This window comes from Tetragenococcus muriaticus DSM 15685 (assembly GCF_000423785.1).
GTDB classification, from domain to species: Bacteria; Bacillota; Bacilli; order Lactobacillales; family Enterococcaceae; genus Tetragenococcus; species Tetragenococcus muriaticus.
On sequence record NZ_AUIQ01000010.1, the window covers coordinates 26,255 to 53,119 of the forward strand.

Consider the following 26,865-nt stretch of genomic DNA (forward strand, 5'->3'; position numbering starts at 1 on the left):
CGTCATTTTAATTTTTATACGGCTATTGTTAAGTTGTCTGTTAATGTATAAGGTTTTTGGTAAACGGTTAGAGATAGAGGTTGCCCAGAGACCAAATGTAGTTCCACAGAAGAAGTAGTAACTTTGATAAATAACAAACGATGTCGATAATTAATATGAAAAGCGTAAGATTGCCATTTTTTTGGTAACAATGGGGCAAAACTTAAAGATTCTCCAAAAGTTTTCATTTGAGCAAAGCCATGAACAATCGAAAGCCAACTGCCAGTCATAGAGGTGACGTGTAGCCCTTCTTGGGTATCATTATTATAATTGTCTAAATCTAAGCGCGCCGTTCGTTGATACATTTCCAAAGCTTTGTCTATTTTTTTGAGTTCGGCTGCTAAAATAGCATGAACACATGCGGATAAAGAGGATTCATGGACAGTCATCGGTTCATAAAAATTAAAATTTTGTGCTTTTTCTTTTAAAGTATATTGATCTCCAAAGAAATAGAGTCCTTGTAATACGTCTGCTTGTTTAATAAAGCAAGAACGCAAAATGCGATCCCAAGACCAATGCTGACTTAAGGGAAGTTCTTTCTCATTTAAAGCTTCTTTTGTTTGAAGTTTTTTATCTAAAAATGTATCGTGCTGCACAAAAATGCCTAATTTCTCATCACTAGGAAAATACATATGGTCAATAATCTCTTGCCATGTATTTAGCTCCTCTGTTGGAAGTTTAATCGAAAGCTCGGATTTGTATTTCTTGTAGTTATCCAAGGTATATTGTAACGTCCATGTTGCTATCTTATTTGTATACCAATTATTATTTACATTATTTTCGTACTCGTTTGGCCCAGTCACACCATGGATCATATAAGCGTTATTTCTTTGGGAAAAATGTACACGGTCTGCCCAAAAGCGAGAAATAGCGATTAGTACTTCTAATCCTTCGTTTTTTAGATAAGAAGGATCTCCTGTGTAATTTGTGTAGTTATAAATAGCATAAGCAATGGCTCCGTTCCGGTGAATTTCTTCAAATGTAATTTCCCATTCGTTATGACATTCAATCCCGTTAAAAGTAACCATGGGATAGAGGGCGCCTTTTATTCCTTGTTTGTCAGCATTATAGTAAGCTTGCGGTAATTGATTGTAACGGTATTTCAAGAGGTTCTTAGTTACTTTAGGGTCAGCTAAAGCCAGATAGAAAGAGATGGCATAAGCTTCTGTATCCCAGTAAGTTGCTCCCCCATACTTCTCGCCGGTAAAACCTTTAGGACCAATATTTAGGCGTTCATCTTCACCATAATAAGTCGAAAACAATTGGAATAAATTAAAGCGTATGCCTTGTTGTGCTGCGTCATCTCCCGTAATTGTAACATCTGCCAATTCCCAGCGTTTGTGCCAAGCTGCACTGTGTTCTGCTTTTAATACAGAAAAGTCATTGCCAAATGACTGTAGCAAATTTTGTGCTTGATCGATTTGCTTTTCTTCTATTATATCACGACTGGTGACTATAATGATTTCTTTTTCTAAGCGGACTGTTTGACCTGCGTCTAGAGAAAATATAAATTCATTACTAATGGCTAAAGGTTCTTTACGTATTTTTGTCGGTGTTAAGTTATGCCTCATGCTAGAGGTCACTACAAATTGCTCAACATCAAAGGGATTTTCGACGGTTTGGGTAGTTAAAAAACTCGAATCTCCAATGACTTCTTTATTGCGCTCTTCCCAAAACATTTCTCCATAATTACTATCTTCGTTTTGTACGTTATTATCTAATTTCGAGATGACCTCAATTTTAGCTTCTCCTTTAAGGACGTTAGCTTCCATAGTAATATAAGCTAGCTCTTTTTTGATAATACTTATAAAGCGTTCAAAAGCAAATTTTACCTTGGTATTACCTAAGTTTACAGTAAATTGCCGGAATAAAATACCGTCGTACATATTTAATTCAAGGTAAAAATCCTCATAATCACAACGATCTAAATCAATTCTAACATCGTTAACAAATAAATCTAGTGCAGCAAAATTTACCGCATTAATGACTTTCCCATAATAATCAGGATAGCCATTTTTCCACCATCCCACTCGCGTTTTATCAGGGAACCAGATGCCAGCAAGGTAAGTGCCTAGGTGATGGTCTCCACTATAGTGTTCTTCAAAATTACCTCGCATCCCCATATATCCATTTCCTAAACTAGTAATGGACTCGTGGAGTCGACGTTGATCTTTATCAAGGGTAGTTGTCGTAATTTTCCAAGGGTGAATATCTAAAGTATGTTGTGTCGCTTCCATAATGATCCCTCCGTCTATATTCTTACATAATCATTGTAGTTGAAAGCGATTGCAATTACAATGATTATCATGTAAAGGGACCAAAAAGAAGCTGGGACATAAATAAAGACAAGACAAAAATACCCGAACTATATTTGATAAGATTTTCTAATTGTCGTGAATTTGCGACGAGGACCTGCTGGACCGCAGGAGCAATCTCTCTTATAGTTCGGATATTTTATTATTAAAGCGACTTTTGGTCCCAGCCTCTTTTTAGTTAATCTAATTCGAATAATTCTTCATTGGCTTGGACATTTTTTTCTTCTACATTTGGAAATTCATTTTCTTCTGGGAATAATACCATCAAAGTATCATTTTTTTCCTGTTCTTTTAAATAATTGCGATCCATTCGAGCTAATAGGGTATCCGCTTGAACCTTATCGTCGACATCAACAAATACTTCGAATCCTTCTCCTTTTAATTCTACTGTATCAATTCCAAAGTGAAGCAATACTTCTTTATTATCTTTTGTTTTTAGCCCGATCGCATGTTTTGTTGGAAAAACATTACTTATGGTTCCTTCAACTGGAGAGTAGATATCATCTGAAGAAGGTAAAACAGCAATCCCAGGTCCCATCATACCTTGAGAGAAAACAGGATCTTCAACTTTGGCAAGAGGGATTAGTTGTCCATTGGCAGGGCTATATAAAACGGTCTTTTTCTTTTTCAAAAAAGAAAACATAAATGGTCATTCCTTTCGATTTGTAAATTCAAGACGCGTTGCTATTACTAAAAGTATAAAGGAGAGTGACGAAAAAAAACCCTTTTCATGAAAAAAGTGCTAAATCAATTGTTGCTCCATATTTATTAAATAAAGCTGTGTTAATTAAACGCTCAGCTAATCGTTCGTTTCTTGCTAAAATAGGGCCATGAAAGTACGAACAAAAGACATTATGATAATGGGCGCCTTCGATTTGATCTCTCCCATTATTTCCGTATCCTTCAATAATCCTTCCCAGAGGCTTTTCATTATCTCCTAAAACGGTATAACCATTATGATTTTCAAATCCGACGTAGGTTTCATCAAATTCTTCATTGTAGATCTTAATATCTCCGATAAAACGATGATTGTCTTGACTTAATGTATAATGATCTAATGCGGAGATGCCTTGAATTTTTTCTCCATGGGCCCCTGTATAATAGTGTCCTAATAATTGGTAGCCTCCACAAATAGCTAGCATGACGCCATCGTTTTCAATGTAGTCAATCAAGCTTTCTTTTTTCGATTGAATATCTTTTGATACGATATATTGTTCAAAATCTTGACCTCCGCCAAAAAAGACTAAATTGTAGCGTTTGGGGTCAAATGATTCTTCGAGGCTGACTATTTCAGTGGATAAATCAACGCCCATCTTTTGTGCAACATAGTTTAGCATTAAGATATTTCCATTGTCACCATAAGTATTTAAAAGATTACCATATAGATGAGCCATTTGTAGTTGGTAATTAGCCACGATCCATTCCCCCTTTGATATATCCTTTATCTGCTAGCTTCTTCCGTAATTGTAAAATAGCTGTGTAAGTGGATAAAATATAGACTTGCTCGGTAGGTAGTTGTTTGATTTGCTCAATTACCTCATCTAAGTTCTGTGTTTCTGTTAGTTTTTCTTCGGGAATACCTGCAACTTGCAAGCGTTTAGTCATATCTTCATGACGTTCTCCGCCAGAAATGACTTTGGGTATATCCGCATCATTAAAGATTTCATAGTTACCATCCCAAATCCAACTAATATCAGTACCGTCTGCATAGTTGGCATTTAATAAGGAAACTAGCGAAAAAGTGTAAGGAGCTAAATCAATCATATCGATCACTTGGTTTAATCCCACGGGATTTTTAACTAAAACTAAGGTACACTGTTTTCCATCAATGTTTACCATCTCTTGACGACCGAAGACTTTTTCATCAAAGCCAATTCCTTTGCGAATTTTTTCAGGAGCGACTTGATAGTATTCAGATACCGCTGTTGCTGCTAAAGCATTATAGATGTTATACATACCACCAACTTCTAACTTGTAATCGTTATTGTCGATTGTAAATTCTGCTGAAGTATTAGTCATATTATTTAGGTTTGTTAATTTGTAATCCAATTCTGGTCTTTTGAAACCACAATTTGGGCAGTAATATTTACCTAGGTTCGCATAGGTAATCATTTTATAATGCAAGATATGTTGACACTTAGGACATAATACCCCATCTGTATTATAATGCGCCATTTGCTCTTCATCGTCTTTATGATCAAAACCATAGTAATTTCTAGGGTTTATTGTTTCGAGCGAATTGAAGATGGGTGAGTCACCATTAGCTAAAATCGTTGCTTCAGGAGATTTTGCCGCACCATCTACGATTAATTGATAAGTTGTATAAATTTCACCATAACGATCCATTTGGTCTCGGAAAATATTTGTAAACACAAATAATTCAGGTTTAATGAAATTGGTTACTTTGCTTAAACTAGCTTCATCAATTTCTAAAACTGCGAATTTCTTTTCTCCTTTTTTGGATTTAGCAGAAAGAAAAGTAGAAACAATTCCTTGGATCAAATTAGCACCTGTGGGATTCGTTAATACATTATCAAATTCTTGTTGTAAAATATTAACCGTTAATGCGGTTGTCAGTGTTTTTCCATTTGTACCAGTGACGACAACCACCTTATAGTCTTCTGCTAAGTGATCTAAAATAGCTGGGTCAATTTTTAGTGCCAATTTACCAGGCAAACTTGAACCACCGTTAGTAAAAGTTTTTAAAAACCATTGCGAACTTTTTCCCACAAAAGAAGCAAAATAACTTCGAATTCCCATGTTAAACCTCCATCATATAAACATAAATTCAGTTTATCTTACCACATTTCAAAAAAAAGATTAAATCAATTCTCTCGTTCTTAAGAATAAGAAAATAATTTATGTGATAAAAATAGGTTTGATCATTGAAGAGAATTTGCCTGAATTTTAGAAATTCAATTGGTTGAATCATAAGATGGTGTTTATGCAGTTGCTTATTATATAGAGACTATAATAATGTAAAAATTATAGGAATTATTAATAAAATCATGATGAATGAAAAAATAATTTTATAGCTATTTTCCTTCGCTGTGCCTATTTCTTTTTCTGAAGATAGACTAAAAAGTATAGAACAGCTACTAGCATAAGACATACTGATAATATAGTTAATATAGTAGTATTCAATTGAATTTTTCTCCTCTTTTATCTTTGCATTGGTTCTATAGTGACAAGGTGAGCGTTCCCCACATTTTTCTATCAACCAATGATAATTTTTTCAGTTGGATAACGATAGCCCGAATTGCTAGGTTTTTTTGGAATAAATAGCATAATGGTATACAGCATGCTCACTCTACCAATGAACATTAAGACGGTGATGACCAGTTTCCCAATAGTTGTTAACTCCTCGGTAATACCTAGGGAAAGTCCTGTAGTCCCGAACGCAGAGGTGACTTCTACAATGATTAAAAGTAAAGACATATCTTCGATTGCAGTTAAAAAGATAATACAACTAAAACACATGATAATAGATAACATGAATACAGCAATTGATTTACGAATGTCTTCACGGTCAATATTACGGCCAAAAATCTTTATGTGATTTTCCCCTTTTTAAAAGGCGAAAAGATAGAGTCCGATAATCATTATTGTGGTTGTTCGTATACCTCCACCTACGGAACTGGGGCTACAACCGATAAACATTAATAAAGCAAAGATCATCAATGTAGTCGTTTGAAAGTCATTTAAATCGTGGATTTGCAATCCCGCGTTACGTGTTGTAATGGAATAAAACATACTGTTAATACCTTGTCCAAGGATATCCATGTGATTGAATAAGTGATTTTTTTCTAAGAAAAAAATCACTAAGGTCCCGCCAATAAATAAAATGACAGAAGATAGTAAAGCAATTTTGGTGAATAAAGAAAAACGAAAACGGAAAGAATTAAACCTCTTGGAAAATTTAAAAGAGAGCCATTCTTTGACATCCACTAAAACAGGGAAGCCAATCCCACCAATGAATATTAAAACCATAATAGCAAGTAAAAACAAAAAATCATTGGCGTAAGGAGACACCGAGTATCCAGTTACATCAAATCCTGAGTTAGTTACTGCAGAAATAGATATATAAAACCCATAATAGAATGCGTCTACCCATTGATGAAAATAGCCGCTTAATTTTAAATAGAAGCTAAAAGCAACACCACTAAAGACTTGCAGACCCAATAGGATTGTAAAAGTCGTTCGGATCAAGCGGACAATTCCACTCAAACGAGGTTGATTCATATCTGTCATAATTAATTGCCTTTGTTTTAAGGTAACTTTGCGCTTTGAAATGATAAAGAAAAAAGTAGAAATCATCATAATCCCTAAGCCACCGACTTGGAAAAGAATTTCTAATAGTGCCACGTTCATTAAATACTTCACTAATTGGGACAGTAGATAAGCCGGTAACGCTAATTGTACTAACAGCCATAAAGAACATATCGATAAATGGTACATGAGAATCTGGTTGTCGGAAAATAGGTAAATAAAATAAAATAAGGGCCATAAGCGTTATCAATATATAATAAGTTATGATGACTTGAACTGAAGAAAGTTTATGTCCAAAAAAGAATCTCCCTTTGTTCCAAGATTCTTGCGCAAGAGATTTCATCGACATTTTCAAAACTCCATTCTAATAGATTACTCACAGTATAACAAAAATGAATAAGGAAACCAGAGACGTATAATAGAAAAAACAAAAATTCAAAAGTTTCTTAAAAGTAAGAGGTTCTTTTCCTTATCTTTTGTAGGCTATGATATACTAATGCAGTATTATAAAAAACGCAACCTATATAAGATAAATAAAAGGACTAAGGAGTTATTATTTTGAAAGAATTTATTAAAAATTGGGGTATCTTTTTTGTATTAGCAGCGATTTTTATAGCTTTGCGTCTATTTGTCATTGCACCAGTATCAGTTAATGGTCATTCTATGGACCCTACATTAGCTGATGGGCAAAAGTTAATGACTTATCAATTATCTACAATTGATCGTTTTGATATCGTTACAACAGAAGAGCCTGATGATTTAGATAAGTTGGCAGTTAAACGAGTCATTGGCTTACCCGGAGATCAGGTGCAAATGGAAGAAGATGTGCTTACAGTCAATGGCACAGAGATAAATGAATCTTATTTAGAGCCTTATAAGCAGGAATTTGCTGAGGATAGAATGCAAAATGAATACACATATAATTCGGCATTTCAAGACATTGCGGAAAATGCTGATAATTTTACAAATGACTTTATGTATGAAGTGCCAGAAGGTCAATATTTTGTCCTAGGAGACAATCGATTGATTTCTAGAGATAGCCGTACATTTGGATTTGTCGATCGCTCCATGATTGAAGGGGAAGTGGCTTTTCGCTACTGGCCTTTATCAGAAATTTCAATGATTAATAACTATTGATTTTACTTTACGCTTTCTAATCGAAGGCGTATTTTTGGTTAGAAAAATCCGTTATAATTCAGCTAGAAAGAGGCGTAAAAAAGGTGGAATTAGAGCAAATTTTAACAGAAACATTCGGTTTTTCTAGTTTTCGTAAAGGTCAAAAAACGATTATACAAAAGATTTTAGACAAAGAAAATGTGTTAGGGATTATGCCTACCGGTGGTGGAAAATCAGTGTGTTACCAACTCCCTGCGCTTTTATTTGAGGGGTTAACATTAGTTATCTCTCCTCTAATTTCTTTAATGAAAGATCAGGTGGATAGCTTAAACGACATGGGGGTATCAGCTACCTTTATTAATAGTTCGCTTTCTTATGCAGAAATAAATAAGCGGCTTGAAATGGCTAAAAATCAAGAAATTAAGCTGTTATATGTAGCACCAGAACGTTTGGAGTCTGATGATTTTTTGCATTTACTTGAAAAGGTAAATATCGAAATTTTAGCCGTAGATGAAGCCCATTGTATTTCACAATGGGGGCATGATTTTCGTCCAAGTTATCTAAAGTTAGCTGAAATGATCCGATCGTTAAAACAAAAGCCGACTGTAGTAGCGCTCACGGCTACGGCAACACAACAAGTGGCCCAAGATATTTCGCATGTTTTATCTATCCCTGAAAATAATCAAGTGAACACTGGTTTTGCTAGAGAAAATCTAGCTTTTCAGGTTGTTAAAGAGCAAAAAGATAGTTATTTATTCGCATATCTAAGGATGAATAGAGAGCAGTCAGGCATTATTTACGCAACTACAAGAAAAGAAGTAGAGCGGATTTATCATTTATTGTGGCAAAATGATTTTTCTGTGGGAATATATCATGGCGGGATGAATAAAGAAGAGCGCGCCCAAAGCCAAGAAGACTTTTTATTTGAACGTGTCCAAGTGATGGTAGCTACCAATGCATTTGGTATGGGGATTAATAAAAGTAATGTACGCTTTGTCATCCACGCTCAGATTCCTGGTAATATAGAATCTTATTATCAAGAAGCTGGACGAGCAGGAAGAGACGGTTTGCCAAGCGACGCTATTTTACTTTATGCCCCACAGGATTTGCAAATTCAGCATTTTTTTATTGAACAATCAAACCTAAGTCATAAATACCAACAAAATGAATACGAAAAGTTAAGAGAAATGAATCAATACGCTCATACACAAATGTGTTTGCAGCGCTATATCTTACGGTATTTTGGCGAAAGAGGACAGGACTGTGGTAAATGTAGTAATTGCTTGGATGAAAGAGAATCAATAGATATCACTTTAGATACGCAAAAAGTGCTATCTTGTGTGAAGCGCATGAACGAGCGCTTTGGCAAAACACTGGTGGCTAAAGTTCTAACAGGGTCAAAAACAAAACAAATAAAAGATTGGAAGTTAGATCAGTTAACGACTTATGGTTTAATGAAGAAGTGGTCGCAAAAAGAAGTGACTCATTTAATTGATTACTTAACGGCTGAGCAATATCTCATGCTTACAAAAGGGGAGTTTCCTAAGCTGAGCGTTTCATCTACTGGTATAGAAGTTTTATTAGGGAAGCAAAAAGTTTATCGTAAACAAGCTCCAGTCAATCAATTCGCTGACAATGATGAACTATTTGAAAAATTACGTACTTTACGAATGGAATTAGCGCAAGAACAAGATATGCCGCCGTATATTATTTTTTCAGATAAAACTTTACAAGAGTTAGCTCAGAAAAAACCGAGTACACCAGTGGAATTGTTACAGATTAAAGGTGTGGGGCAAAATAAGTTAGATAAATATGGAGAGCAGTTTTTAGCTCTATTAAATGATTCATAGAGAAAAAGCAAGCGATCATTAGCACTTGTAAATATCAAGTGCTAATTGTTTGACCAATTTTGACGAAAGTTGTATAGTGAAATTGTAAGGAAGTTAGAGAGCTTCCCAATCAATTGAGATTGAAAAATCCCATTTGGAAAAGAAATGCCAATTCTTTTCCAACAAATCAAGGAAGAAAGGAAGGATTATTTATGGCAAACTTAATGTCAAGAAATAACGATTTGATGGATATGAGAGATGGTTTTTTCGATAATTTCTTCGCTAATTTTATGGGAAACGATAGTTTTCAAGTCGATATCAGGGAAAAAGAGAATACTTATGAAGTAACGGCTGATTTGCCAGGATTTGATAAGTCAGATTTAAATGTTACTTACGATGATGATATTTTGACAATTGAAGCAACTCGTAACGATGTTACTGAAGACAAAGACGAAGAGGGAAACTTTATACGCCGAGAACGTAACAGTAGCTCATATCGCCGTCAATTCATGTTAAAAGGAATTGACGAAGACAAAATTGATGCTTCATTTAAAGACGGTGTGCTCAGTTTAGAATTACCAAAAGCACCTGGCCAAGAGGAAGATAAGAAAAAAATCAATATTAAATAATGAAATATACTGTGAATGAGTCATCAGCCAGTCTTATGGTTGGTGACTTTTTTTGTTCCTTGATAGGACGAATAGTTGTTCCACTACACGGCAAATTCCTCCCATAATATTTTGCTGTAGATTTTTTCACTTGTAAGGTGTAGATTGGTTAAAATGACTTATGGAATTTTGGAACGAAATCAAAGGGAGATACATAAGGGAAAATTTTGACTAAACAAATGGGGGAAATAAGAACATGAATATTGAAATAAAAGTTAATGAACCACTTTCAGTAGAACAAGTTGCTACGCTTTATCGAGAAACAGGATTTGCCAAGCCTATAGAAGATAGGATTCGGATACAAAAGATGATCGATCAAACACCATTAGTTTTTAGTGCATGGAATGGTAAAAATTTGCTTGGGTTTGCACGTTGTCTTACAGATTTTGAATATTTTTGCTATTTAAGTGATATTTTGATTTTACCTCTTTACCAAAAACAAGGAGTTGGAAAATTATTAGTCCATGAAATAAAAGAATACTTAGGAAGTCGTATAACAATCTCTTTAAGAGCAGAAGATAACGCATTAGGTTTTTATAAAAAAATGAATTTTGAACAAACAGACAAGATGTATCGGATTAAAAGGGAGGGCTAACGATGATAAAGATTCGAACAGATAAAGAGATTACAGTCGCAGAACTAATTTCAATTTTTGATCATTCCGGTATTAAACGTCCAACTTTTGACCAAAAAAGAATCGAGCGGATGCTAAATAATGCGAATATTTTGTATACTGCTTGGGATAATGCTAAATTAGTAGGTGTACTCCGTGGTGTTTCTGATATGTCTTATTGTACTTTTGTCTCAGATTTAGCAGTTTTAAAAAGTTATCAAAATCAAGGAGTTGGCAGGAAATTACTAGCTGCTTTAAGGAGGGCTCAAGGAGAAAAGGTTTCGACTGTTTTGATCTCTGCTCCTATAGCGACAGATTTTTATCCGAAAGTAGGCTTCGAACAAGTTGAGCACGCGTTTAAGCAACAGAGAGCTTATTAATAAAATAACCTTTCTGTACGAGTAAAAAAGCCAGGGAGAGTCGATTATTTCTTTTTTGTTTAAGTAAATTTATAAAAGATAAGGGCTGTAAAAAATGTTCATTTTCAAGTATACTTTTAGTGGAAGTATACGGAGGATGAGAAAATGGCACAATTATATTTTAAATATGGCGCAATGAATAGTGGAAAGTCTATTGAAATTTTAAAAGTTGCCCATAATTATGAAGAACAAAAAAAGCCGGTTGTTCTAATGACAAGTGGTTTAGACACACGAGCAGGCGTTGGACAAGTTGCCAGTCGAATTGGCCTAGAAGAAAACGCACGGCCGATCTTTGAAGAAACGGATATTTATGAAGCAATTAAACAACTAGGGTTTAGTCCGTATTGTATTCTTATTGATGAAGCCCAGTTTTTACAAAAGCATCATGTTTTAGGTCTTACGCGTGTTGTTGACCAATTGCGTATTCCAGTGATGGCTTTTGGATTGAAAAATGATTTTCGCAATGAGTTGTTTGAAGGTTCGAAGTATTTATTGTTGTATGCAGACAAAATTGAAGAAATGAAAACCATTTGTTGGTTTTGCCATAAAAAAGCCATAATGAATTTACATTTTATCGATGGAAAACCGGTATACGAAGGAGAACAAGTGCAAATTGGAGGAAATGATGCTTATTATCCTGTTTGCCGTTACCATTATTTTCACCCAGATATTTAGTTAGGAGGATGTCAGTTGTATTACGATCAATTGCAAAAAGTAGAAGATCGTTATAAAGAATTAGGCGAGTTAATGAGCGACCCTGAGGTGATTGCAGATACGAATCGTTTTATGAAATTATCCAAAGAAGAAGCGGACTTACGTGAAACAGTAGAAGTATATCAACGCTATAAAAAAGTGGAAAACGACATTAGCGAAGACGAGGAAATGCTAAGTGAAAATTTGGATGAAGAAATGACCGAATTAGCTAAAGAAGAACTTGCTGGTCTGAAACAGGAAAAAGAAGAATTAGAGGATCGGATAAAAATTTTACTACTACCTAAAGATCCTAACGATGATAAAAACATCATTATGGAGATTCGAGGTGCAGCAGGTGGCGATGAAGCAGCGCTATTTGCTGGAGATTTATTTGATATGTATCAACATTACGCGGAATCTCAGGGTTGGAAAGTAGAAGTAATGGATGCGACTGTCACTGGTATCGGTGGCTATAAAGAAGTCATTATGATGATTACTGGTGATAGAGTATATTCGAAATTAAAATATGAAAGTGGTGCCCACCGCGTCCAACGTGTACCAGAAACTGAGTCACAAGGACGAGTGCATACATCGACAGCGACTGTTGTCGTTATGCCCGAAGCTGAAGAGGTGGAGTTAGACATTGAGGATAAAGATATCCGTACAGATATTTATCATGCTTCAGGAGCAGGTGGACAGCATGTGAATAAAACAGCATCTGCTGTTCGTTTAACCCATATTCCTACGGGGATTGTAGTAGCTATGCAAGATGAACGTTCTCAGATAAAAAACCGTGAAAAAGCAATGAAGGTATTACGGGCACGTATTTATGATATGTATCAACAAGAGGCTCAGAACGAATATGATGCCAATAAAAAATCAGCGATTGGGACAGGCGAGCGCTCAGAACGGATTCGTACGTATAATTTCCCCCAAAATCGTGTGACTGATCACCGCATTAACCTAACGATTCAACAGTTAGATAAAATTTTAAATGGGGAATTAGATGAAATTATTGATACGTTAGTTCTATACGACCAAACTTCAAAACTGGAAGAGTTGCAAAATGGGTAATAAAACTTATCAAGAAGTCCTATCGTGGGCTTCTTCTTTTTTGGAAGAGCAAGGAAAAGAAGGCTATGCTATTTTTTATGTTTTTTTAGGGCGGAAAAAATGGACAAAAACAGACTGGTTATTGCATATGAAGGAAAAAATGCCACAAGGTGAACAAACACAGTTAAAACAAGATTTAAACGATCTGTTAGATGATTATCCTCCCCAGTATTTGCTAGGTTATGAAGAATTTTACGGTAGACTTTTTAAGGTAAATTCTGCAACTTTAATTCCTCGCCCTGAGACTGAAGAGTTGGTGAAATGGTGCCTTCAAAACACAAAAAATCAAAAAGAGGAGAAGGTACATGTGGTAGATGTAGGTACAGGGACAGGAGCTATTTCTACGACTTTGAAATTGGAACGTCCCCAATGGCAAGTCGATGCGGTGGATGTTTCAAAAGAGGCTTTGGAAATAGCTCAATTGAACAGTTATATGCTTGGTGCCGATGTTAATTTTTACCTAGGTAATACCTTGGATCCTATTTCTACATCAATTGACATTTTAATTGCTAATCCACCCTATATTAGTCAAGATGAATGGTCAGTAATGGATGAAAGCGTTCGTCGTTTTGAACCTAAATTAGCTTTATTTGCGGAAAATGATGGCTTAGCAAATTATCAAAAAATTGCACAACAAGCACAAGAAAAGCTAAGCCATCACGGGAAAATTTTTTTGGAAATAGGCTTTAACCAAGGAGCAGCAGTCGAACAAATTTTCCAAAAAGAATTTCCGTATAGAAAAATTCATCGGAAAAAAGATTTAGCTGGTCAGGAACGTATGGTGCTTGTGCATTAGTTATCCACAAATTGTGTATAACTCGATAGAGTTTGTTGATAACTAGGCGATGATTCAAAGAAAGGATGTGGAAAAACTGTGGAAACAAAACAATGGACACTCAATGAAATAAAACAAGCTGCACAAGTTTTAAAAAGGGGAGGTTTGTTAGCTTTTCCTACCGAAACAGTTTATGGTCTAGGTGCTAATGCGCTCATGTCTAGTGCTGTTCAGCAAGTATTTGAGGTTAAAGGTAGACCTAGCGATAATCCTTTAATTGTACATGTACCGAATTTTGAGCAAGTAAAAGGTTATGTTGAAAACTTGCATCCTGAGGCACAAAACTTAGTCAATATGTATTGGCCAGGACCTTTAACATTAGTATGTCAAGTAAAATCAGGAGTATTTGCTAAGGAAGTTTCTGCTGGGTTATCGACGGTTTCATTTCGCATGCCAGATAATGAAGTGACTTTAAAGTTACTTGAAGAATCTGGGGTTCCCGCGGTAGGGCCAAGTGCAAATACTTCGGGAAAACCTAGTCCTACTAGTTGTGAGCATGTTTACCATGATTTACAAGGTAAAATTGAAGGAATTTTAGATGATGGGTCTACAAAAATTGGCGTAGAATCAACGGTTATTGATATTAGTGATCCTACAAAAGTACCGATGATTTTACGCCCTGGTGCGATTACTAAAGAACAAATAAAAGAAGATTTAGGCATTGAAGTTAGTTATGATAATCATTTATTGAAAGATTCGAGTACGCCAAAATCACCAGGCATGAAATATAAGCATTACGCACCAGCTACCAATGTTTTGATGGTTAAAGACAATGACTGGGATGCTGCTGTGCGATGGGTAAAAGAAAATCACTTATGCGCTGGGGTTCTGGCAAGCCCGTCTATTTGTGATAAACTTCGAGCTGATACAGCTGCAACATTTACTTATAGTGATAACAGCGTACAAGCGGCGACCAAAGGGTTGTATGCTGGTTTACGAGCTTTGGACGAGACCCCATTAAAGCTAGATGTTATATTGGCTGCTACTTTTCCGGAAGAGGGTTTGGGTGTAGCGTATATGAATCGATTAAAAAAAGCAGCTGCTCAAGAGTATTTTGAAAGTTAAAAGCTTTCTTTATTTTCCTGTGGTACAATGCTAGCAGAAAAGTAAAAGGGGTGTTTTACACATGGCTATCAAAGACTTTGACGAACAAGTCGGTATTGCGATTGAAAATGAGACAAAAAGGCAGCAAAATAACTTAGAATTGATTGCTTCAGAAAATATTGTGTCAAGAGCAGTAATGCAAGCTCAAGGTAGCGTTTTGACGAATAAGTATGCTGAAGGCTATCCTGGGCGTCGTTATTATGGTGGTTGTGAGTTTATAGACGTCATCGAAAATTTAGCTATTGAACGTGCTAAAGAGCTATTTGGAGCTAACTTCGCTAATGTTCAACCACATTCTGGATCTCAAGCAAATACGGCAGCTTATTTAGCTTTGATTGAACAAGGAGATACAGTTTTAGGGATGGACTTGTCTGCAGGAGGCCATTTGACGCATGGTTCTCCAGTTAATTTTAGTGGGAAGACTTACCACTTTGTTAGCTATGGGGTAGATCCTCAAACAGAAATGATTGATATAGAAAATGTACGTCAATTGGCCCATAAGTATCAACCCAAGCTTATTGTGGCTGGTGCTAGTGCGTATTCTCGAACGATTGATTTTGCTGCTTTTAGAGAAATCGCAGATGAAATTGGCGCTAGATTAATGGTCGACATGGCGCATATTGCTGGGCTAGTAGCAAGTGGATTTCATCCTAGTCCGATACCTTATGCAGATATTACGACAACGACGACTCATAAAACATTACGTGGTCCGCGAGGCGGAATGATTCTGACAAATGACGAGAAAATAGCTAAACAGGTTAACAGTCACGTGTTTCCAGGAATTCAAGGAGGACCTTTAGAGCATGTCATTGCTGGAAAAGCTGTAGCTTTTTATGAGGCTTTGGGCGCTAGCTTTAAATCTTATAGTCAACAAGTTATACAGAATGCAAAAGCGATGGAAAAAGAGTTTAGCCAAGCAAAAAATGTTCGCTTAGTTTCTGGGAAAACGGATAATCATTTACTTTTATTGGATGTAACTGGTTATGATATGACTGGAAAAGAAGCGGAACAGCTTTTGGATTCAGTTCATATTACGGTTAATAAAAATGCGATTCCTTTTGAAAAATTGAGTCCTTTTAAAACAAGTGGAATACGTATAGGAACTCCAGCGATCACGAGTCGAAACTTCAGTGAAAATGAAGCAGCTAAAGTGGCTCGATTAATCATAAAAGTTTTAGAAAATAAAGAAAATCAAACAATATTGGACGAAGTAAGAGCAGATGTACAAGCGTTGACCGATGCGCATCCGATTTATGAAGATTAGTGAGGAGGTTGTTTATGTACAATTTCCCTTGTCGTATTGCTTGTATGGTATTTTTGGATTACAATAGAGAAAAAATGAAGGAGCCTTAAGTAATGGGAAAATTTCAAGTAATGGAGCATCCGCTAATCCAGCATAAGTTGACGATTATTCGAGAAAAAAATTGTGGAACGAAAGTTTTTCGCGAGGTTGTCGACGAACTTGCTATGTTGATGGCTTACGAGATTTCTCGAGATATGCCGATAGAAGATACTGAGATAGAAACACCAATTCAGTTAACCACACAAAAAACTTTGGCAGGGAAAAAAATGGCGATTGTTCCAATTTTACGTGCAGGCTTAGGAATGGTCGATGGGATTTTACAACTTATCCCAGCAGCTAAAGTGGGACATGTTGGTTTGTACCGCGACGAGGAGACATTAGAGCCTCATGAATATTTTGTAAAAATGCCTGAAGACATTGATAACCGACAATTGTTAGTGGTAGATCCGATGTTAGCGACTGGAGGATCTGCAATTATGGCGATTGATTCATTGAAAAAAAGAGGGGCTTCGAATATCAAATTTGTTTGTATTGTTTCTGCTCCAGAAGGTGTAAAAGCTCTACAAGAGGCTCACCCAGACATCGATATTTATACGGCTGCTTTAGATGAGTATTTAAATGAAGATGGCTATATTGTTCCTGGCTTAGGCGATGCAGGGGATCGCTTGTTTGGAACAAAGTAAAAAACTAGAATATTTGCTAATTCCAGTAATGGGGACTGCACGTATACCATTACTGGAAGTTTTTATGTTAGTTGATTTAAAAATTATGCTTTACAAGTAACTAAAAGTTTCTTATAATTTCATATGTGTTTTGCCAGCTTAGCTCAGTTGGTAGAGCAACGCATTCGTAATGCGTAGGTCGCAGGTTCAAGTCCTGTTGCTGGCAGCTTATGAAGAGGAAAACACTTGTATAATAGTGTTTTCCTCTTTTTTTATTGCTAATAGATGAAAAAAGAAGAAGAAAATTTCTAAATTTTTTTGAATGTCTGCTTACAAAGCTTTCTTTTATAACAAATCCCCTCTATAATGAAAGAAGCATTTTTTAGGAGAAGAGAGCAGATGGAAAAAAGGAAGTTTTTTAAGAACGACAATAAAATTGATTATGCTGTAATTTTACCTGTATTTTTATTATGTTTAATAGGTTTAGCAGCTTTGTATGTAGCTTCTGACCATGATCCACTATCCAGTGGTAGTCCTTGGGGCGATGTGTTTCAACAATTGCTTTGGTATATTGTTGGCGTTATTGCCGTGGTCATTATCATGCATATTAAACCAAGGCAACTTTGGGCAATGACCAAGTATGTATATGCGGCTGGAATTGTAGTAATGGTATTGTTAGTCCTATTTTATGACGAAGACATAGCAAGTGCTACGGGCTCTAGAAACTGGTTTAGCTTAGGGCCCATCACATTACAACCCTCGGAATTAATGAAAATTGCTATGATTTTGATGTTAGCCATGGTAGTTACTAGGCATAATGTTAATAATAAAAACCGTACATTAAGGACCGATGGTATTTTGATTGGAAAAATGTTAGCGGTCGTAGTTCCCGTGCTACTTTTACTTACGTTGCAAGATGATTTTGGAACTACGCTAGTCTTTTTAGCTATTTTTGGTGGAATATTCTTGATGTCTGGGATTTCATGGCGGATTATTTTACCAGTGGTCGCTGTATTTTTGGTGCTTAGTGTGGGGACGGTTACTCTAGTTTTAACTGATGCTGGACGGGAATTTCTTTCCAATACGGGCTTTTTTTCTGAATATCAATTTGCGCGTATTGATTCATGGATAGATCCATTTCACGATGTACAAGGTAGCTCGAGGCAAGTAGCGTCTGCTTTAATGGCCATTGGTTCTGGTGGGTTATTTGGGAAAGGGTTTAATAACAGCGAAGTGGATGTGTCAGTCCGCGAATCAGATATGATTTTTTCCGTTATTGGGGAAAATTTTGGGTTTATCGGAAGTGCTTTTGTTGTCTTATTATACTTTATTTTAATTTATCAAATGATTCGTGTTTGTTTCGATACGAACAATGAGTTTTATTCATATATTGCCTCAGGGATTATTATGATGATATTATTCCATGTTTTTGAAAATATCGGGGCCAATATTGGGCTGTTGCCGTTAACTGGGATTCCTTTGCCATTTATTAGTCAAGGTGGGTCTTCGCTGGTGAGCAATATGATTGGTGTAGGTTTAATTTTATCGATGCGTTTTCAAGCAGAGGAAGAAGTTTAGTTTAAATTAAGAAGGGGTATAATAATGAGATTGTATGGCTATTCTCGATGTAGCACCTGTCAAAAGGCGAAAAGTTGGCTCCAAGCTCAAGGAGAACCGTTTGAATTTGTGGACATGGTAAAAGAGCCACCTACTAAAGAGCAATTAATGAAGTGGATACAAGAAAGTACATTACCCACACGACGTTTTTTTAATACAAGTGGGAAAAAATATCGTGCTTTAGGCTTGAAAGAACAGCTAGACAGGTATACACTTGAAGAAGCTTGTCAGATATTATCGACTGATGGAATGCTAATCAAACGACCAATTTTAGTGGATGATAGAGATCATTTTTTAACAATTGGTTTTAATGAGAACGATTATGGAGGAATATTTGCATCATGAAAAAAGAATGTTTAAAGAAAACAGATAATTTGTGGGTGCTGCATAATGGGAAAGAATATGTGATAGGATTAACAAACAAAGCGCAAAATGACCTAGGCAAGATCTCATTTGCTTCTGTCCCTAAAGTGGGGCAAATGTACAATAAGGGAGAAACGCTGATCGAGCTTGAAGCAGAAAAAGCTACTAGTGAATTAGACAGTCCTCTTACAGGTACAGTTGCGTCTGTTAATGAGAAAATTGCTGAAGACGTAGATGTATTAAATGACGAGGATGAATTAAATGCTTGGGTTCTTAGTCTAAACGATGTTGAGGAAAATGAATTTGAAGCACTATAAAAAAGGTTCTTGAAATCAATTATTGATTTCAAGAACCTTTTTCTATTACTCTGCTGAATTTTCTTGGCTTTCACCAATAACTTCTGGTTCTGTTTCTTCCTCTTCTTCTGGTTCCGTTTCTTCTTCAGGGGCATTAACAGAAGCTACTTGTTCTTCTGGTTCGTTTACGATTGTATAATCTTTTGCCACTGGTATATCACTAATATTGATTGAATCGCCAATTTCTAGATTAGAGATATCAACTTCGATATTTTCAGGCAGTTTATCTGGGGTAGCTGATACAGTAGCACTGTATAAGGTTTGAGTAAGGACACCACCAGTTTTTACTCCACTTGCTTCACCAACAAGTGTAATTTCTGCTTCCACTTCTGTTTCTACTGCCATGTTTACAGAAAGAAATTCAACGTGAATAATATGTTGGGTAAATGTGTCTTCGGAATAATCTTGTACCAAAGTATTCACTTTTTTGCCATCAATATTCATAGTGATAACGGAGTTTAAGCCGTTTTCCCGTAAAACTCTATTTAATTCTAAAGAGTCTACAGAAATTGGAGTACTTTCAATTTGATACCCATTGACGATTGCAGGAACTCTTCCTTCATGTCTTAATTTTTTTCTGATTGAGCGTGGACGAACCGCTCTTTTTTCTACTTCTAATGAAGCTGCCATAAGATTATTTCCTCCTAAAGTTTATGATAAATCTTTTTTCAAATAAATATCAGTTACTCATGCGCTAATAGATTTACATATGATTGATAAGCTATGAAAAAGAGGTAGCTGAATACACAGCTACCCCTCGACCGATTCATGATAACTTTCTCCACCAGGTCTTAACGCTGTGTGTAGCGAGAAACTTTATTTACTTTACGTTACTACTTTAAAAGAAAAAGTCATATAAGTCAAATCATTTGTTAATTTGTAAATAAAGGCGACAAGACATTAATTGACGTTGTTTCACAATTCGGGTAGGATAAATTACAGAAAAAATAGGAAAGAGGAAAAATAATGGTACACCACAAACCTATCGTTATTGGAGTGGCAGGTGGCTCTGGCAGTGGAAAAACAAGCGTAAGCCAGGCTATTTTAAGTCATTTTCCTAATCATTCCATTATGATGCTTGAACATGACTCTTACTATAAGGATCAAAGTGATCTTCCTTTTGAAGAAAGATTAAAGACAAATTATGATCACCCCTTTGCTTTTGACACAGATCTGTTAATTGATCATTTGAATAAATTATTGCGTTATGAAAGTGTGTCAAAACCTGTGTATGATTATGTTGCTCATACGCGTAGTTGTGACATTGAAATTCAAGAACCTAAAGAAGTCATTATTTTAGAAGGAATTTTAATTTTAGCTGATAAGCGACTACGTGACCTAATGGATATTAAAGTTTTTGTGGACACAGATGACGATATTCGGATTATTCGTCGCATTAAACGAGATATAGAAGAAAGAGGCCGGACGCTTGATTCTGTGATTGATCAGTATTTAAGGATTGTTAAACCGATGTACCATCAATTTATTGAACCAACGAAACGTTATGCTGATGTAGTTGTTCCTGAAGGTGGGAAAAATCACGTAGCAATTGATTTGATTAATACAAAAATAAGTACAATTTTAGGAAATTTTCCCTAGTGAATATTGTACTTTTATGGTAAAATTTATTTTATGCGATGAGCCGAGTAGTCGACGATGAGTCGACTTTCTCTAAACAGCGGCATATGAGAATAACTCACCTGCCGGATTGCAGGATGCTGGCGAAATATTCTTGTGGATGAATATTTCCTGCTAATTTAAAATTAGTACTGATAAGAGACTATATTTTTCAACAATTGTTGGAATATAGTCTCTTATATTAGATAGGCACATGTAAGAAAAATTATTTACAGAAGTTGTTACAAAATTAATATTTTGTTAGAAAATTTTAATGTTAGTTCTCAATTATTTTATGATATTATACTTTAAAATCAGTTTTATAATGTTTTATATTAAAAAATGAGGTTGTGTTTGTTTTAATAAATAAGCCACAGCTTATTTCATTATGGAATGATAATTTTAAAAAAAAGGGACTCATTTGGAGCAGACAATTACACCTTCCTTAAATTCAAATGCGTTAAAGATTATTGCTGTCACCGCTATGATTGTGGATCACGCCACTTTCTGGTTGCTTTCAAGTGATTCAGCACTTTATGTGATCTTACGTATATTCGGTAGATTTGCAGCGCCTATTATGTGCTATTTGATTGCCGAGGGTTATTTTCATACGTCTAATAAGAAGAAGTATTGCAAAAGATTGTTTATTTTTGCCTTAATTTCGCATTATCCTTATATTCTTTACTTTGACCTAACCTCTTTTCAAGCAACAAGTGTCATTTGGGGGTTGTTTACGGGCTTTTTGGCATTAGCCATTAGTCAATCAAAAACAATGCCTTTAGGTCTAAAAGTGATTTTCATTTTGGTTTGTTGTTTATTATCTTGGACAGCAGACTGGAATTATATAAGTGTATTGTGGATTTTATCGTTTGGTATCTTTAGAAAAAACTTTCGACTACAGATACTTTTTTTTGTTTTGATCGGGTTAATCTTTTATGTTTTACCTGGCTTTTCAATTACAGATGGCAATTCTATCTTTCGCTTAGGAATCTTCTTGGTTATTCCGCTACTTGCTAGCTATGATGGTACATTAGGGAAAAAATCATTTTTAATGAAATGGTCATTTTATATACTATACCCGGGCCATCTGTTAGTTTTATATGTGTTAAGATACTTTATTTTTTGAGGGAGGAAATAGGAAATGAAAAGAAATAAAAAGGTTACCTTAGGAATAGTGTTAGCATTGTTAGTGGTTGCCGGTATTAGCTTGGTTATTTTTACTCAACTAAGAACTCCCTCTACAAACGAAGCAGCAAACTCAACAATGAGTAGCCAAAGCTCAACACAAGAATCGAGTTTGCCAAGCAGTAGCTCTGCTAGCAGTGAAAGCAGTCAAGAATCAACCGAAGACTCTGAACCACCTGAGGAAAACCCGTACGAAGGCACATTTGAATTACCAATCGAAAATGCTTCAGGGTACGCATCGATTGACTTGCCAATCAAAGAGCAAGCAGATGAAGATGCAGAAACTCAAGAAACATTATCGCCTGGAGAAGCATTTCAAATTTTGCAAGAAGATGGTGACTGGTGGGAAGTCGATTATGAAGGTAACCAAGGTTGGGTAGAACATCGTTATGCGTTTATTAATTTACCAGACGTGATTCCATCAGCGGCTTATGATAATACCAATACGTATTCGTCGCATTATCGTTCTTCTGGTATTGATATACCTGAGGTTACCAATACTTCGTTATATGATAGTAAGACATACAATGAAAGATTAGGAGAGGAGGAATTTATTGTTCCCGTCCTATATACTACGGCAAAGAAAATTTATGAGGCCCAATCCCAGGCTTTAGAATACGATGAAACTTTGCTTATTTATGAAACTTTCCGCCCACACAGCGCCCAGGAAAAAGTGTATGAGCAACTATCAGAATTGGCGGATGAGAATGATACAGTAAAGGCAGGGGCAGACACTCCGCCGTGGGAACTGTTCTGGTTTATTGATGAGGGAGTGTCGAATCATCAAGAGGGTTTTGCGATAGATGTTAGTTTAGCGCAAATCGAAGAACAGGACACAGAATTTTATGGTGATTATTCAGTAGATGTTGTTAAAGATTATACTGAATATCAAATGCCAACACCTATGCATGAACTTAGTTCAGATTCTGCTGTTTTTACTTCCCCAGTAACCGCTATTGACCCAGATGCTTGGAGAGAAGCTCAATTAAGGCCTGAAATGAATCAACCAGCGCTTGTTTTGCAAGAATACTTTGTCAATGCAGGAATGACACCGCTAGCCTCGGAATGGTGGCATTTTAATGATTTAGAGGCACGAGACCAGGTGGAAGACCATGAGAGTGATGGAGATTTTACATTGCAAGAGACGAGAAATAGTGAACCTTAGACATGGTGAAAGTAGGCATTTTTCTGGAATAATTTATAAACAAAGGGTGGCTAGCACAAGATAGATGTTGGCTGCTCTTTTGTTTGTTGCCAATCTCCTTTATTGGTAAAGGAAGAAAGAAGCGATGAAAATGAGATTAATTATCGACGGGGATGGATCTCCAGTAAAAGAAGAAGTGATGCAATTAGGAGAAAAATTTCAATTACCAGTTTTAATCGTGACCAGTATCGATCATTTTACGGATAAAAAAACCCCTGCTTTTGTTCAATTTGTCTATGTTGATAAGGGGATGGATCGAGCAGATTACGAAATTGTACAGTTACTTGACTCTGAGGATATTTTGATCACTCAAGATTACGGCTTGGCTTCTTTAGCTTTACCTAAAGGGGCCCGTGTTTTTCATCACTCAGGAAAGGAATATAGGAAAGACACTATTGACATCTTATTAAATCAACGTTACATGAGCGCTCAAATGCGTAAAGCAGGTAAAAAAACGAAGGGGCCAAAAGCCTTTACTAAGAAAGATCGACGAGAGTTTTACACGGTGTTAAATGACATCTTAGCAAAAGAGCTGAGGGAGTAAGAAGGTCGAATAAAAAAATATATTCGTTGTGAAGAATTTGTGCTAAAATATATGAGAATAAACGAAAAGTGTGTCTCGAATACAGGAGGAAGAACTTTGAAAATTATTTTATTATATGGAGGGCAAAGTGCAGAACATGACGTTTCGATTCTCTCAGCGTATTCTGTACTAAGCGCAGTTTATTACAATTACTATCAAGTTCAGCTCATTTATATCACAAAAGAGGGAAAATGGGTCAAAGGACCGCTGCTCAGTGAAAAGCCAGTTTCAGAAGAGGTTCTTCACCTTCATTGGGAAGGCCCAGGAGCCAAAGGTCAACTTATTCAACCTTGCGAAATTAAAGAAGATGACGCCATTGTTTTACCTATGCTTCATGGTCCTAATGGTGAAGACGGGACAATTCAAGGCTTTCTTGAAACCATTGATATGCCTTATGTTGGTGCAGGAGTAATGACAAGCGCTAGTAGTATGGATAAGATTATGACAAAATATATTTTATATGCAGTTGGTATTCCTCAAGTTCCTTATGTTCCCGTTTTAAAAAGTCAATGGAAAGAAAACCCCAAAAAGATTTTTGAGCAATGTGAGGGCACACTGCTTTATCCGATGTTTGTTAAACCGGCTAATATGGGATCAAGTGTAGGCATTACCAAAGCGTATGATCGTAAAGAATTACAAGAGGCTTTAAATAAAGCTTATCTTTATGACTCACGAGTGGTCATCGAACAAGGAATTGAAGCACGAGAAATCGAAGTAGCTATTTTAGGTAACGAAGATGTTCGAACGACCTTGCCAGGGGAAATTATTAAAGACGTGGCCTTTTACGATTATGATACGAAATATATTAATAACTCAATTAAGATGCAAATTCCAGCTCATATACCTGAAGAGGTACAAACAAAAGCACGAGAATATGCAAAAGTGGCATATACAACTTTAGGCGGACGTGGATTGAGTCGTTGTGACTTTTTCTTAACAAATAAAAATGAATTATTCTTAAATGAAATAAATACGATGCCTGGTTTTACTCAGTTTAGCATGTACCCTTCTTTGTGGGAAAAAACAGGTCTTCCTTATGGTGATTTAATCGAAGAGTTAATTCAACTTGGACTAAACCAGCACAGTCAAAAGAAAAGATTGCATGTTGATGTAAATGAATAAAAGATAAAACAAGGTATTGCTAATGAAAAGTGGCAATACCTGGTTTTTGTCCGTATCAATTATGCGACTGTTGTTTTGTATTAAAAAAGCTCAAATCATAAGTTTGTATAAGCTATGTTAAAATAAAGTACGGATAAAGAGATTTAGGAAAAATTTTATCGTAGAACAAGGCAAGGAGAATATATGGACTTAACGGTTAAAGAAATTGCAGAAGTTTTGAAAATTAGCGAAGATAGTAATCAACGTATTACTAATATTGAGTTTGATAGTAGGAAAGTAACTAACAATGGTCTTTTTGTTCCTTTACAAGGAACAAGAGATGGACACCAATTTGTAGAGCAAGCAAAAGAAAATGGCGCAATTGCCACCCTTTGGAGTGAAGATACTTCCAGTGCACCAGAAGATCTATTTGTTTTTGAGGTGGAAGATACAAAAAAGGCCTTTCAAAAATTAGCGAGCTATTATCGAGAAAAGATTGCGCCCAAAGTAGTGGCAATTACAGGAAGTAATGGAAAAACCACAACAAAAGATATGACAGAAGCCGTTCTGGCACAAAGATATGAGACATATAAAACGCAAGGTAATTATAATAATGACTTAGGGCTTCCTTATACAATTTTACATATGCCTGAAACAACTGAAATTTTGGTTTTAGAAATGGGAATGGATCATGCTGGGGATTTAACGCTTCTTTCTCAAATGAGTAAACCAGATGCAGCTGCAATTACTTTAATTGGCGAAGCACATATTGAAAGTTTAGGTTCACGTGCGGGTATTGCGAAAGGAAAAATGGAAATTACTGCTGGTTTAAAAAAAGAGGGGATCTTATTTATTCCTGCAGATGAACCCTTATTACATCCGCTTGTTTCTTCTTTGCAACAAGAATTAGTGACTTTTGGTTTTACCGAGGGCGACGTACAGGCCGAGGTGCTAAAAACTACGCAATATTCTACTGAATTTATGATTAATGGACAACGTTTTTCTATTCCGGTTATTGGTCGTTATAATGTAAAAAATGCACTAGTTGCTTATAATTTTGGCCGTTATTTTGGCTTAAACGAGGAAGAGATCGCACATGGATTAAAAGACTTTCAATTAACGAAAGATCGAACTCAATGGAGTAAGACAGCTAATGGTGCGGATATCTTAAGTGATGTATACAATGCAAATCCGACGGCAATGGGTCTTGTGCTCGATAGTTTTGCTGAACTTCCGCTAACAGGTAGAAAAATTGTGGTATTGGCAGATATGCTTGAATTAGGAGAAAATTCGGAACAGATGCATCGACAAATGGCTCGTCATATCAATGATAGTTTCGCAAAGGTTTATCTATTTGGTACCGAAATGGAAGCACTCTATCAAGAGTTACAAGAAAAACAAAATCAAATTTATTATTTTGAAAAAGAAAAAAAACAGGATATGCTCGCGCTTTTAAAACAGGATATACAACCTCAAGATGCTTTGCTCTTAAAGGGAAGTAATGGAATGGGTCTAGCAGAAGTTATTTCTGCATTGCAAGAAGAGTGAAATTATAACTAAGTGTAAAATTTATTGAGGTTCCCTCTAGACGAATAAAAAAGAAACCGTTACTCTATTCATTGGGCTGTGACAGGCACTAATGAACAAAGGCGGTTTCTTATGGAATCTATTGTAACAGATTTAGTGGAAGTAATGAAGAAGGAAAGGAATTTTTTAGCAAGAGAAAGAGCTATGATGATCTTTTTTACGCAATTGATCACGACAATTACCCAACTAGCGTTTCAAACGCTTGATGAAGAAATTTGTGCGCAATGTAAGAAAGAAGGCTTTCGCGTCGATCGTAAAAGCGAGAGAACCATCA

The 26,865-nt window shown here is 35.9% G+C and carries 25 protein-coding genes, 1 tRNA gene and 2 pseudogenes; 22 read left to right on the forward strand and 6 right to left on the reverse strand.

What is annotated here, in order from left to right:
- Positions 1–14 precede the first annotated feature (14 nt).
- The 5 genes and pseudogenes from G577_RS0102890 to G577_RS10940 form a co-directional block, all read right to left on the reverse strand.
- Positions 15–2,276: a glycoside hydrolase family 65 protein gene (locus G577_RS0102890; RefSeq protein ID WP_028789883.1), complete on the reverse strand. Its 2,262-nt coding sequence runs from the start codon at positions 2,274–2,276 to the stop codon at positions 15–17.
- A 256-nt stretch (positions 2,277–2,532) separates the two neighbouring features.
- The gene (locus G577_RS0102895) at positions 2,533–2,997 is read right to left on the reverse strand and encodes a PTS sugar transporter subunit IIA (RefSeq protein WP_028789884.1); all 465 of its coding nucleotides are present in this window, start codon (positions 2,995–2,997) and stop codon (positions 2,533–2,535) included.
- Positions 2,998–3,082: 85 nt separating this feature from the next.
- The gene (locus tag G577_RS0102900) at positions 3,083–3,769 is read right to left on the reverse strand and encodes a type 1 glutamine amidotransferase (protein WP_028789885.1); all 687 of its coding nucleotides are present in this window, start codon (positions 3,767–3,769) and stop codon (positions 3,083–3,085) included.
- Positions 3,762–5,114 (reverse strand): Mur ligase family protein, encoded by a 1,353-nt coding sequence (locus G577_RS0102905; protein WP_028789886.1) that lies wholly within the window; start codon positions 5,112–5,114, stop codon positions 3,762–3,764. The genes G577_RS0102900 and G577_RS0102905 overlap by 8 nt, the downstream gene beginning before the upstream one ends.
- A gap of 456 nt (positions 5,115–5,570) precedes the next feature.
- Positions 5,571–6,966, reverse strand: a pseudogene (locus G577_RS10940) (TrkH family potassium uptake protein).
- Between the two features lie 215 nt (positions 6,967–7,181).
- On the opposite strand from G577_RS10940, the gene lepB reads away from it, so the two are divergent.
- The 15 genes from lepB (at position 7,182) to G577_RS0102990 (ending at position 19,275) form a co-directional block, all read left to right on the forward strand.
- Positions 7,182–7,760 (forward strand): signal peptidase I, encoded by a 579-nt coding sequence (gene lepB / locus G577_RS0102915; protein ID WP_028789887.1) that lies wholly within the window; start codon positions 7,182–7,184, stop codon positions 7,758–7,760.
- 83 nt (positions 7,761–7,843) lie between these two features.
- Positions 7,844–9,589, forward strand: a complete 1,746-nt coding sequence (recQ, locus tag G577_RS0102920; protein ID WP_038021840.1) for a DNA helicase RecQ — start codon at positions 7,844–7,846, stop codon at positions 9,587–9,589.
- Positions 9,590–9,780: 191 nt separating this feature from the next.
- On the forward strand, positions 9,781–10,197 hold the full coding sequence (locus G577_RS0102925) for an Hsp20/alpha crystallin family protein (RefSeq protein ID WP_028789889.1): 417 nt from the start codon (positions 9,781–9,783) through the stop codon (positions 10,195–10,197).
- Positions 10,198–10,432: 235 nt separating this feature from the next.
- Positions 10,433–10,831, forward strand: coding sequence for a GNAT family N-acetyltransferase (locus G577_RS0102930; RefSeq protein WP_028789890.1), 399 nt, complete (start codon positions 10,433–10,435; stop codon positions 10,829–10,831).
- A 2-nt stretch (positions 10,832–10,833) separates the two neighbouring features.
- Positions 10,834–11,229: a GNAT family N-acetyltransferase gene (locus G577_RS0102935; RefSeq protein ID WP_028789891.1), complete on the forward strand. Its 396-nt coding sequence runs from the start codon at positions 10,834–10,836 to the stop codon at positions 11,227–11,229.
- Between the two features lie 144 nt (positions 11,230–11,373).
- Positions 11,374–11,943, forward strand: coding sequence for a thymidine kinase (locus G577_RS0102940; RefSeq protein ID WP_028789892.1), 570 nt, complete (start codon positions 11,374–11,376; stop codon positions 11,941–11,943).
- A gap of 15 nt (positions 11,944–11,958) precedes the next feature.
- Positions 11,959–13,035, forward strand: a complete 1,077-nt coding sequence (gene prfA, locus G577_RS0102945; RefSeq protein ID WP_028789893.1) for a peptide chain release factor 1 — start codon at positions 11,959–11,961, stop codon at positions 13,033–13,035.
- Positions 13,028–13,870, forward strand: a complete 843-nt coding sequence (prmC, locus tag G577_RS0102950) for a peptide chain release factor N(5)-glutamine methyltransferase (protein ID WP_028789894.1) — start codon at positions 13,028–13,030, stop codon at positions 13,868–13,870. The genes prfA and prmC overlap by 8 nt, the downstream gene beginning before the upstream one ends.
- A 78-nt stretch (positions 13,871–13,948) precedes the next feature.
- Entirely contained in the window at positions 13,949–14,974 is a 1,026-nt protein-coding gene (locus G577_RS0102955) for an L-threonylcarbamoyladenylate synthase (RefSeq protein ID WP_028789895.1), read from the forward strand.
- 61 nt (positions 14,975–15,035) lie between these two features.
- A complete protein-coding gene (gene glyA, locus G577_RS0102960; protein ID WP_028789896.1) occupies positions 15,036–16,277 on the forward strand; it encodes a serine hydroxymethyltransferase in 1,242 nt (413 codons plus the stop codon).
- A gap of 92 nt (positions 16,278–16,369) precedes the next feature.
- Positions 16,370–16,999: a uracil phosphoribosyltransferase gene (gene upp, locus G577_RS0102965; protein ID WP_028789897.1), complete on the forward strand. Its 630-nt coding sequence runs from the start codon at positions 16,370–16,372 to the stop codon at positions 16,997–16,999.
- Between the two features lie 132 nt (positions 17,000–17,131).
- Positions 17,132–17,204, forward strand: a tRNA-Thr gene (locus G577_RS0102975).
- A 173-nt stretch (positions 17,205–17,377) separates the two neighbouring features.
- A complete protein-coding gene (locus G577_RS0102980) occupies positions 17,378–18,556 on the forward strand; it encodes an FtsW/RodA/SpoVE family cell cycle protein (RefSeq protein WP_028789898.1) in 1,179 nt (392 codons plus the stop codon).
- 21 nt (positions 18,557–18,577) lie between these two features.
- Complete coding sequence (locus G577_RS0102985) at positions 18,578–18,940, forward strand: arsenate reductase family protein (RefSeq protein ID WP_028789899.1); 363 nt, start codon at positions 18,578–18,580, stop codon at positions 18,938–18,940.
- The gene (locus G577_RS0102990; RefSeq protein WP_028789900.1) at positions 18,937–19,275 is read left to right on the forward strand and encodes a glycine cleavage system H family protein; all 339 of its coding nucleotides are present in this window, start codon (positions 18,937–18,939) and stop codon (positions 19,273–19,275) included. The genes G577_RS0102985 and G577_RS0102990 overlap by 4 nt, the downstream gene beginning before the upstream one ends.
- A gap of 45 nt (positions 19,276–19,320) precedes the next feature.
- On the opposite strand, the gene G577_RS0102995 is transcribed toward G577_RS0102990, so the two are convergent.
- The gene (locus G577_RS0102995) at positions 19,321–19,944 is read right to left on the reverse strand and encodes a 50S ribosomal protein L25/general stress protein Ctc (protein WP_028789901.1); all 624 of its coding nucleotides are present in this window, start codon (positions 19,942–19,944) and stop codon (positions 19,321–19,323) included.
- A gap of 336 nt (positions 19,945–20,280) precedes the next feature.
- Between G577_RS0102995 and udk the strand changes: the two genes are divergently transcribed.
- The 7 genes and pseudogenes from udk to G577_RS0103030 all read left to right on the forward strand — a co-directional run.
- Positions 20,281–20,913: a uridine kinase gene (gene udk, locus G577_RS0103000; RefSeq protein ID WP_028789902.1), complete on the forward strand. Its 633-nt coding sequence runs from the start codon at positions 20,281–20,283 to the stop codon at positions 20,911–20,913.
- A 439-nt stretch (positions 20,914–21,352) separates the two neighbouring features.
- On the forward strand, positions 21,353–22,057 hold the full coding sequence (locus G577_RS0103005) for a TraX family protein (RefSeq protein WP_028789903.1): 705 nt from the start codon (positions 21,353–21,355) through the stop codon (positions 22,055–22,057).
- A 15-nt stretch (positions 22,058–22,072) separates the two neighbouring features.
- On the forward strand, positions 22,073–23,281 hold the full coding sequence (locus tag G577_RS0103010; protein ID WP_028789904.1) for an SH3 domain-containing protein: 1,209 nt from the start codon (positions 22,073–22,075) through the stop codon (positions 23,279–23,281).
- 130 nt (positions 23,282–23,411) lie between these two features.
- Positions 23,412–23,864: a YaiI/YqxD family protein gene (locus G577_RS0103015; RefSeq protein WP_028789905.1), complete on the forward strand. Its 453-nt coding sequence runs from the start codon at positions 23,412–23,414 to the stop codon at positions 23,862–23,864.
- A 96-nt stretch (positions 23,865–23,960) separates the two neighbouring features.
- Entirely contained in the window at positions 23,961–25,025 is a 1,065-nt protein-coding gene (locus G577_RS0103020) for a D-alanine--D-alanine ligase (protein WP_028789906.1), read from the forward strand.
- A gap of 183 nt (positions 25,026–25,208) precedes the next feature.
- Positions 25,209–26,552, forward strand: a complete 1,344-nt coding sequence (locus tag G577_RS0103025) for a UDP-N-acetylmuramoyl-tripeptide--D-alanyl-D-alanine ligase (RefSeq protein WP_028789907.1) — start codon at positions 25,209–25,211, stop codon at positions 26,550–26,552.
- A gap of 111 nt (positions 26,553–26,663) precedes the next feature.
- Positions 26,664–26,865: pseudogene (locus G577_RS0103030) on the forward strand (ISLre2-like element ISTeha1 family transposase); the annotation flags it as partial.

Bases quoted from the DNA above. Each gene is read 5' to 3' on its own strand.
- G577_RS0102890 (WP_028789883.1), bottom strand. From the start codon at position 2,276: ATGGAAGCGACACAACATACTTTAGATATTCACCCTTGGAAAATTACG.
- G577_RS0102895 (WP_028789884.1), bottom strand. From the start codon at position 2,997: ATGTTTTCTTTTTTGAAAAAGAAAAAGACCGTTTTATATAGCCCTGCC.
- G577_RS0102905 (WP_028789886.1), bottom strand. From the start codon at position 5,114: ATGGGAATTCGAAGTTATTTTGCTTCTTTTGTGGGAAAAAGTTCGCAA.
- G577_RS0102925 (WP_028789889.1), top strand. From the start codon at position 9,781: ATGGCAAACTTAATGTCAAGAAATAACGATTTGATGGATATGAGAGAT.
- G577_RS0102930 (WP_028789890.1), top strand. From the start codon at position 10,433: ATGAATATTGAAATAAAAGTTAATGAACCACTTTCAGTAGAACAAGTT.
- G577_RS0102935 (WP_028789891.1), top strand. From the start codon at position 10,834: ATGATAAAGATTCGAACAGATAAAGAGATTACAGTCGCAGAACTAATT.
- G577_RS0102940 (WP_028789892.1), top strand. From the start codon at position 11,374: ATGGCACAATTATATTTTAAATATGGCGCAATGAATAGTGGAAAGTCT.
- prmC (WP_028789894.1), top strand. From the start codon at position 13,028: ATGGGTAATAAAACTTATCAAGAAGTCCTATCGTGGGCTTCTTCTTTT.
- glyA (WP_028789896.1), top strand. From the start codon at position 15,036: ATGGCTATCAAAGACTTTGACGAACAAGTCGGTATTGCGATTGAAAAT.
- upp (WP_028789897.1), top strand. From the start codon at position 16,370: ATGGGAAAATTTCAAGTAATGGAGCATCCGCTAATCCAGCATAAGTTG.
- G577_RS0102980 (WP_028789898.1), top strand. From the start codon at position 17,378: ATGGAAAAAAGGAAGTTTTTTAAGAACGACAATAAAATTGATTATGCT.
- G577_RS0102990 (WP_028789900.1), top strand. From the start codon at position 18,937: ATGAAAAAAGAATGTTTAAAGAAAACAGATAATTTGTGGGTGCTGCAT.
- G577_RS0102995 (WP_028789901.1), bottom strand. From the start codon at position 19,944: ATGGCAGCTTCATTAGAAGTAGAAAAAAGAGCGGTTCGTCCACGCTCA.
- udk (WP_028789902.1), top strand. From the start codon at position 20,281: ATGGTACACCACAAACCTATCGTTATTGGAGTGGCAGGTGGCTCTGGC.
- G577_RS0103010 (WP_028789904.1), top strand. From the start codon at position 22,073: ATGAAAAGAAATAAAAAGGTTACCTTAGGAATAGTGTTAGCATTGTTA.
- G577_RS0103015 (WP_028789905.1), top strand. From the start codon at position 23,412: ATGAGATTAATTATCGACGGGGATGGATCTCCAGTAAAAGAAGAAGTG.
- G577_RS0103025 (WP_028789907.1), top strand. From the start codon at position 25,209: ATGGACTTAACGGTTAAAGAAATTGCAGAAGTTTTGAAAATTAGCGAA.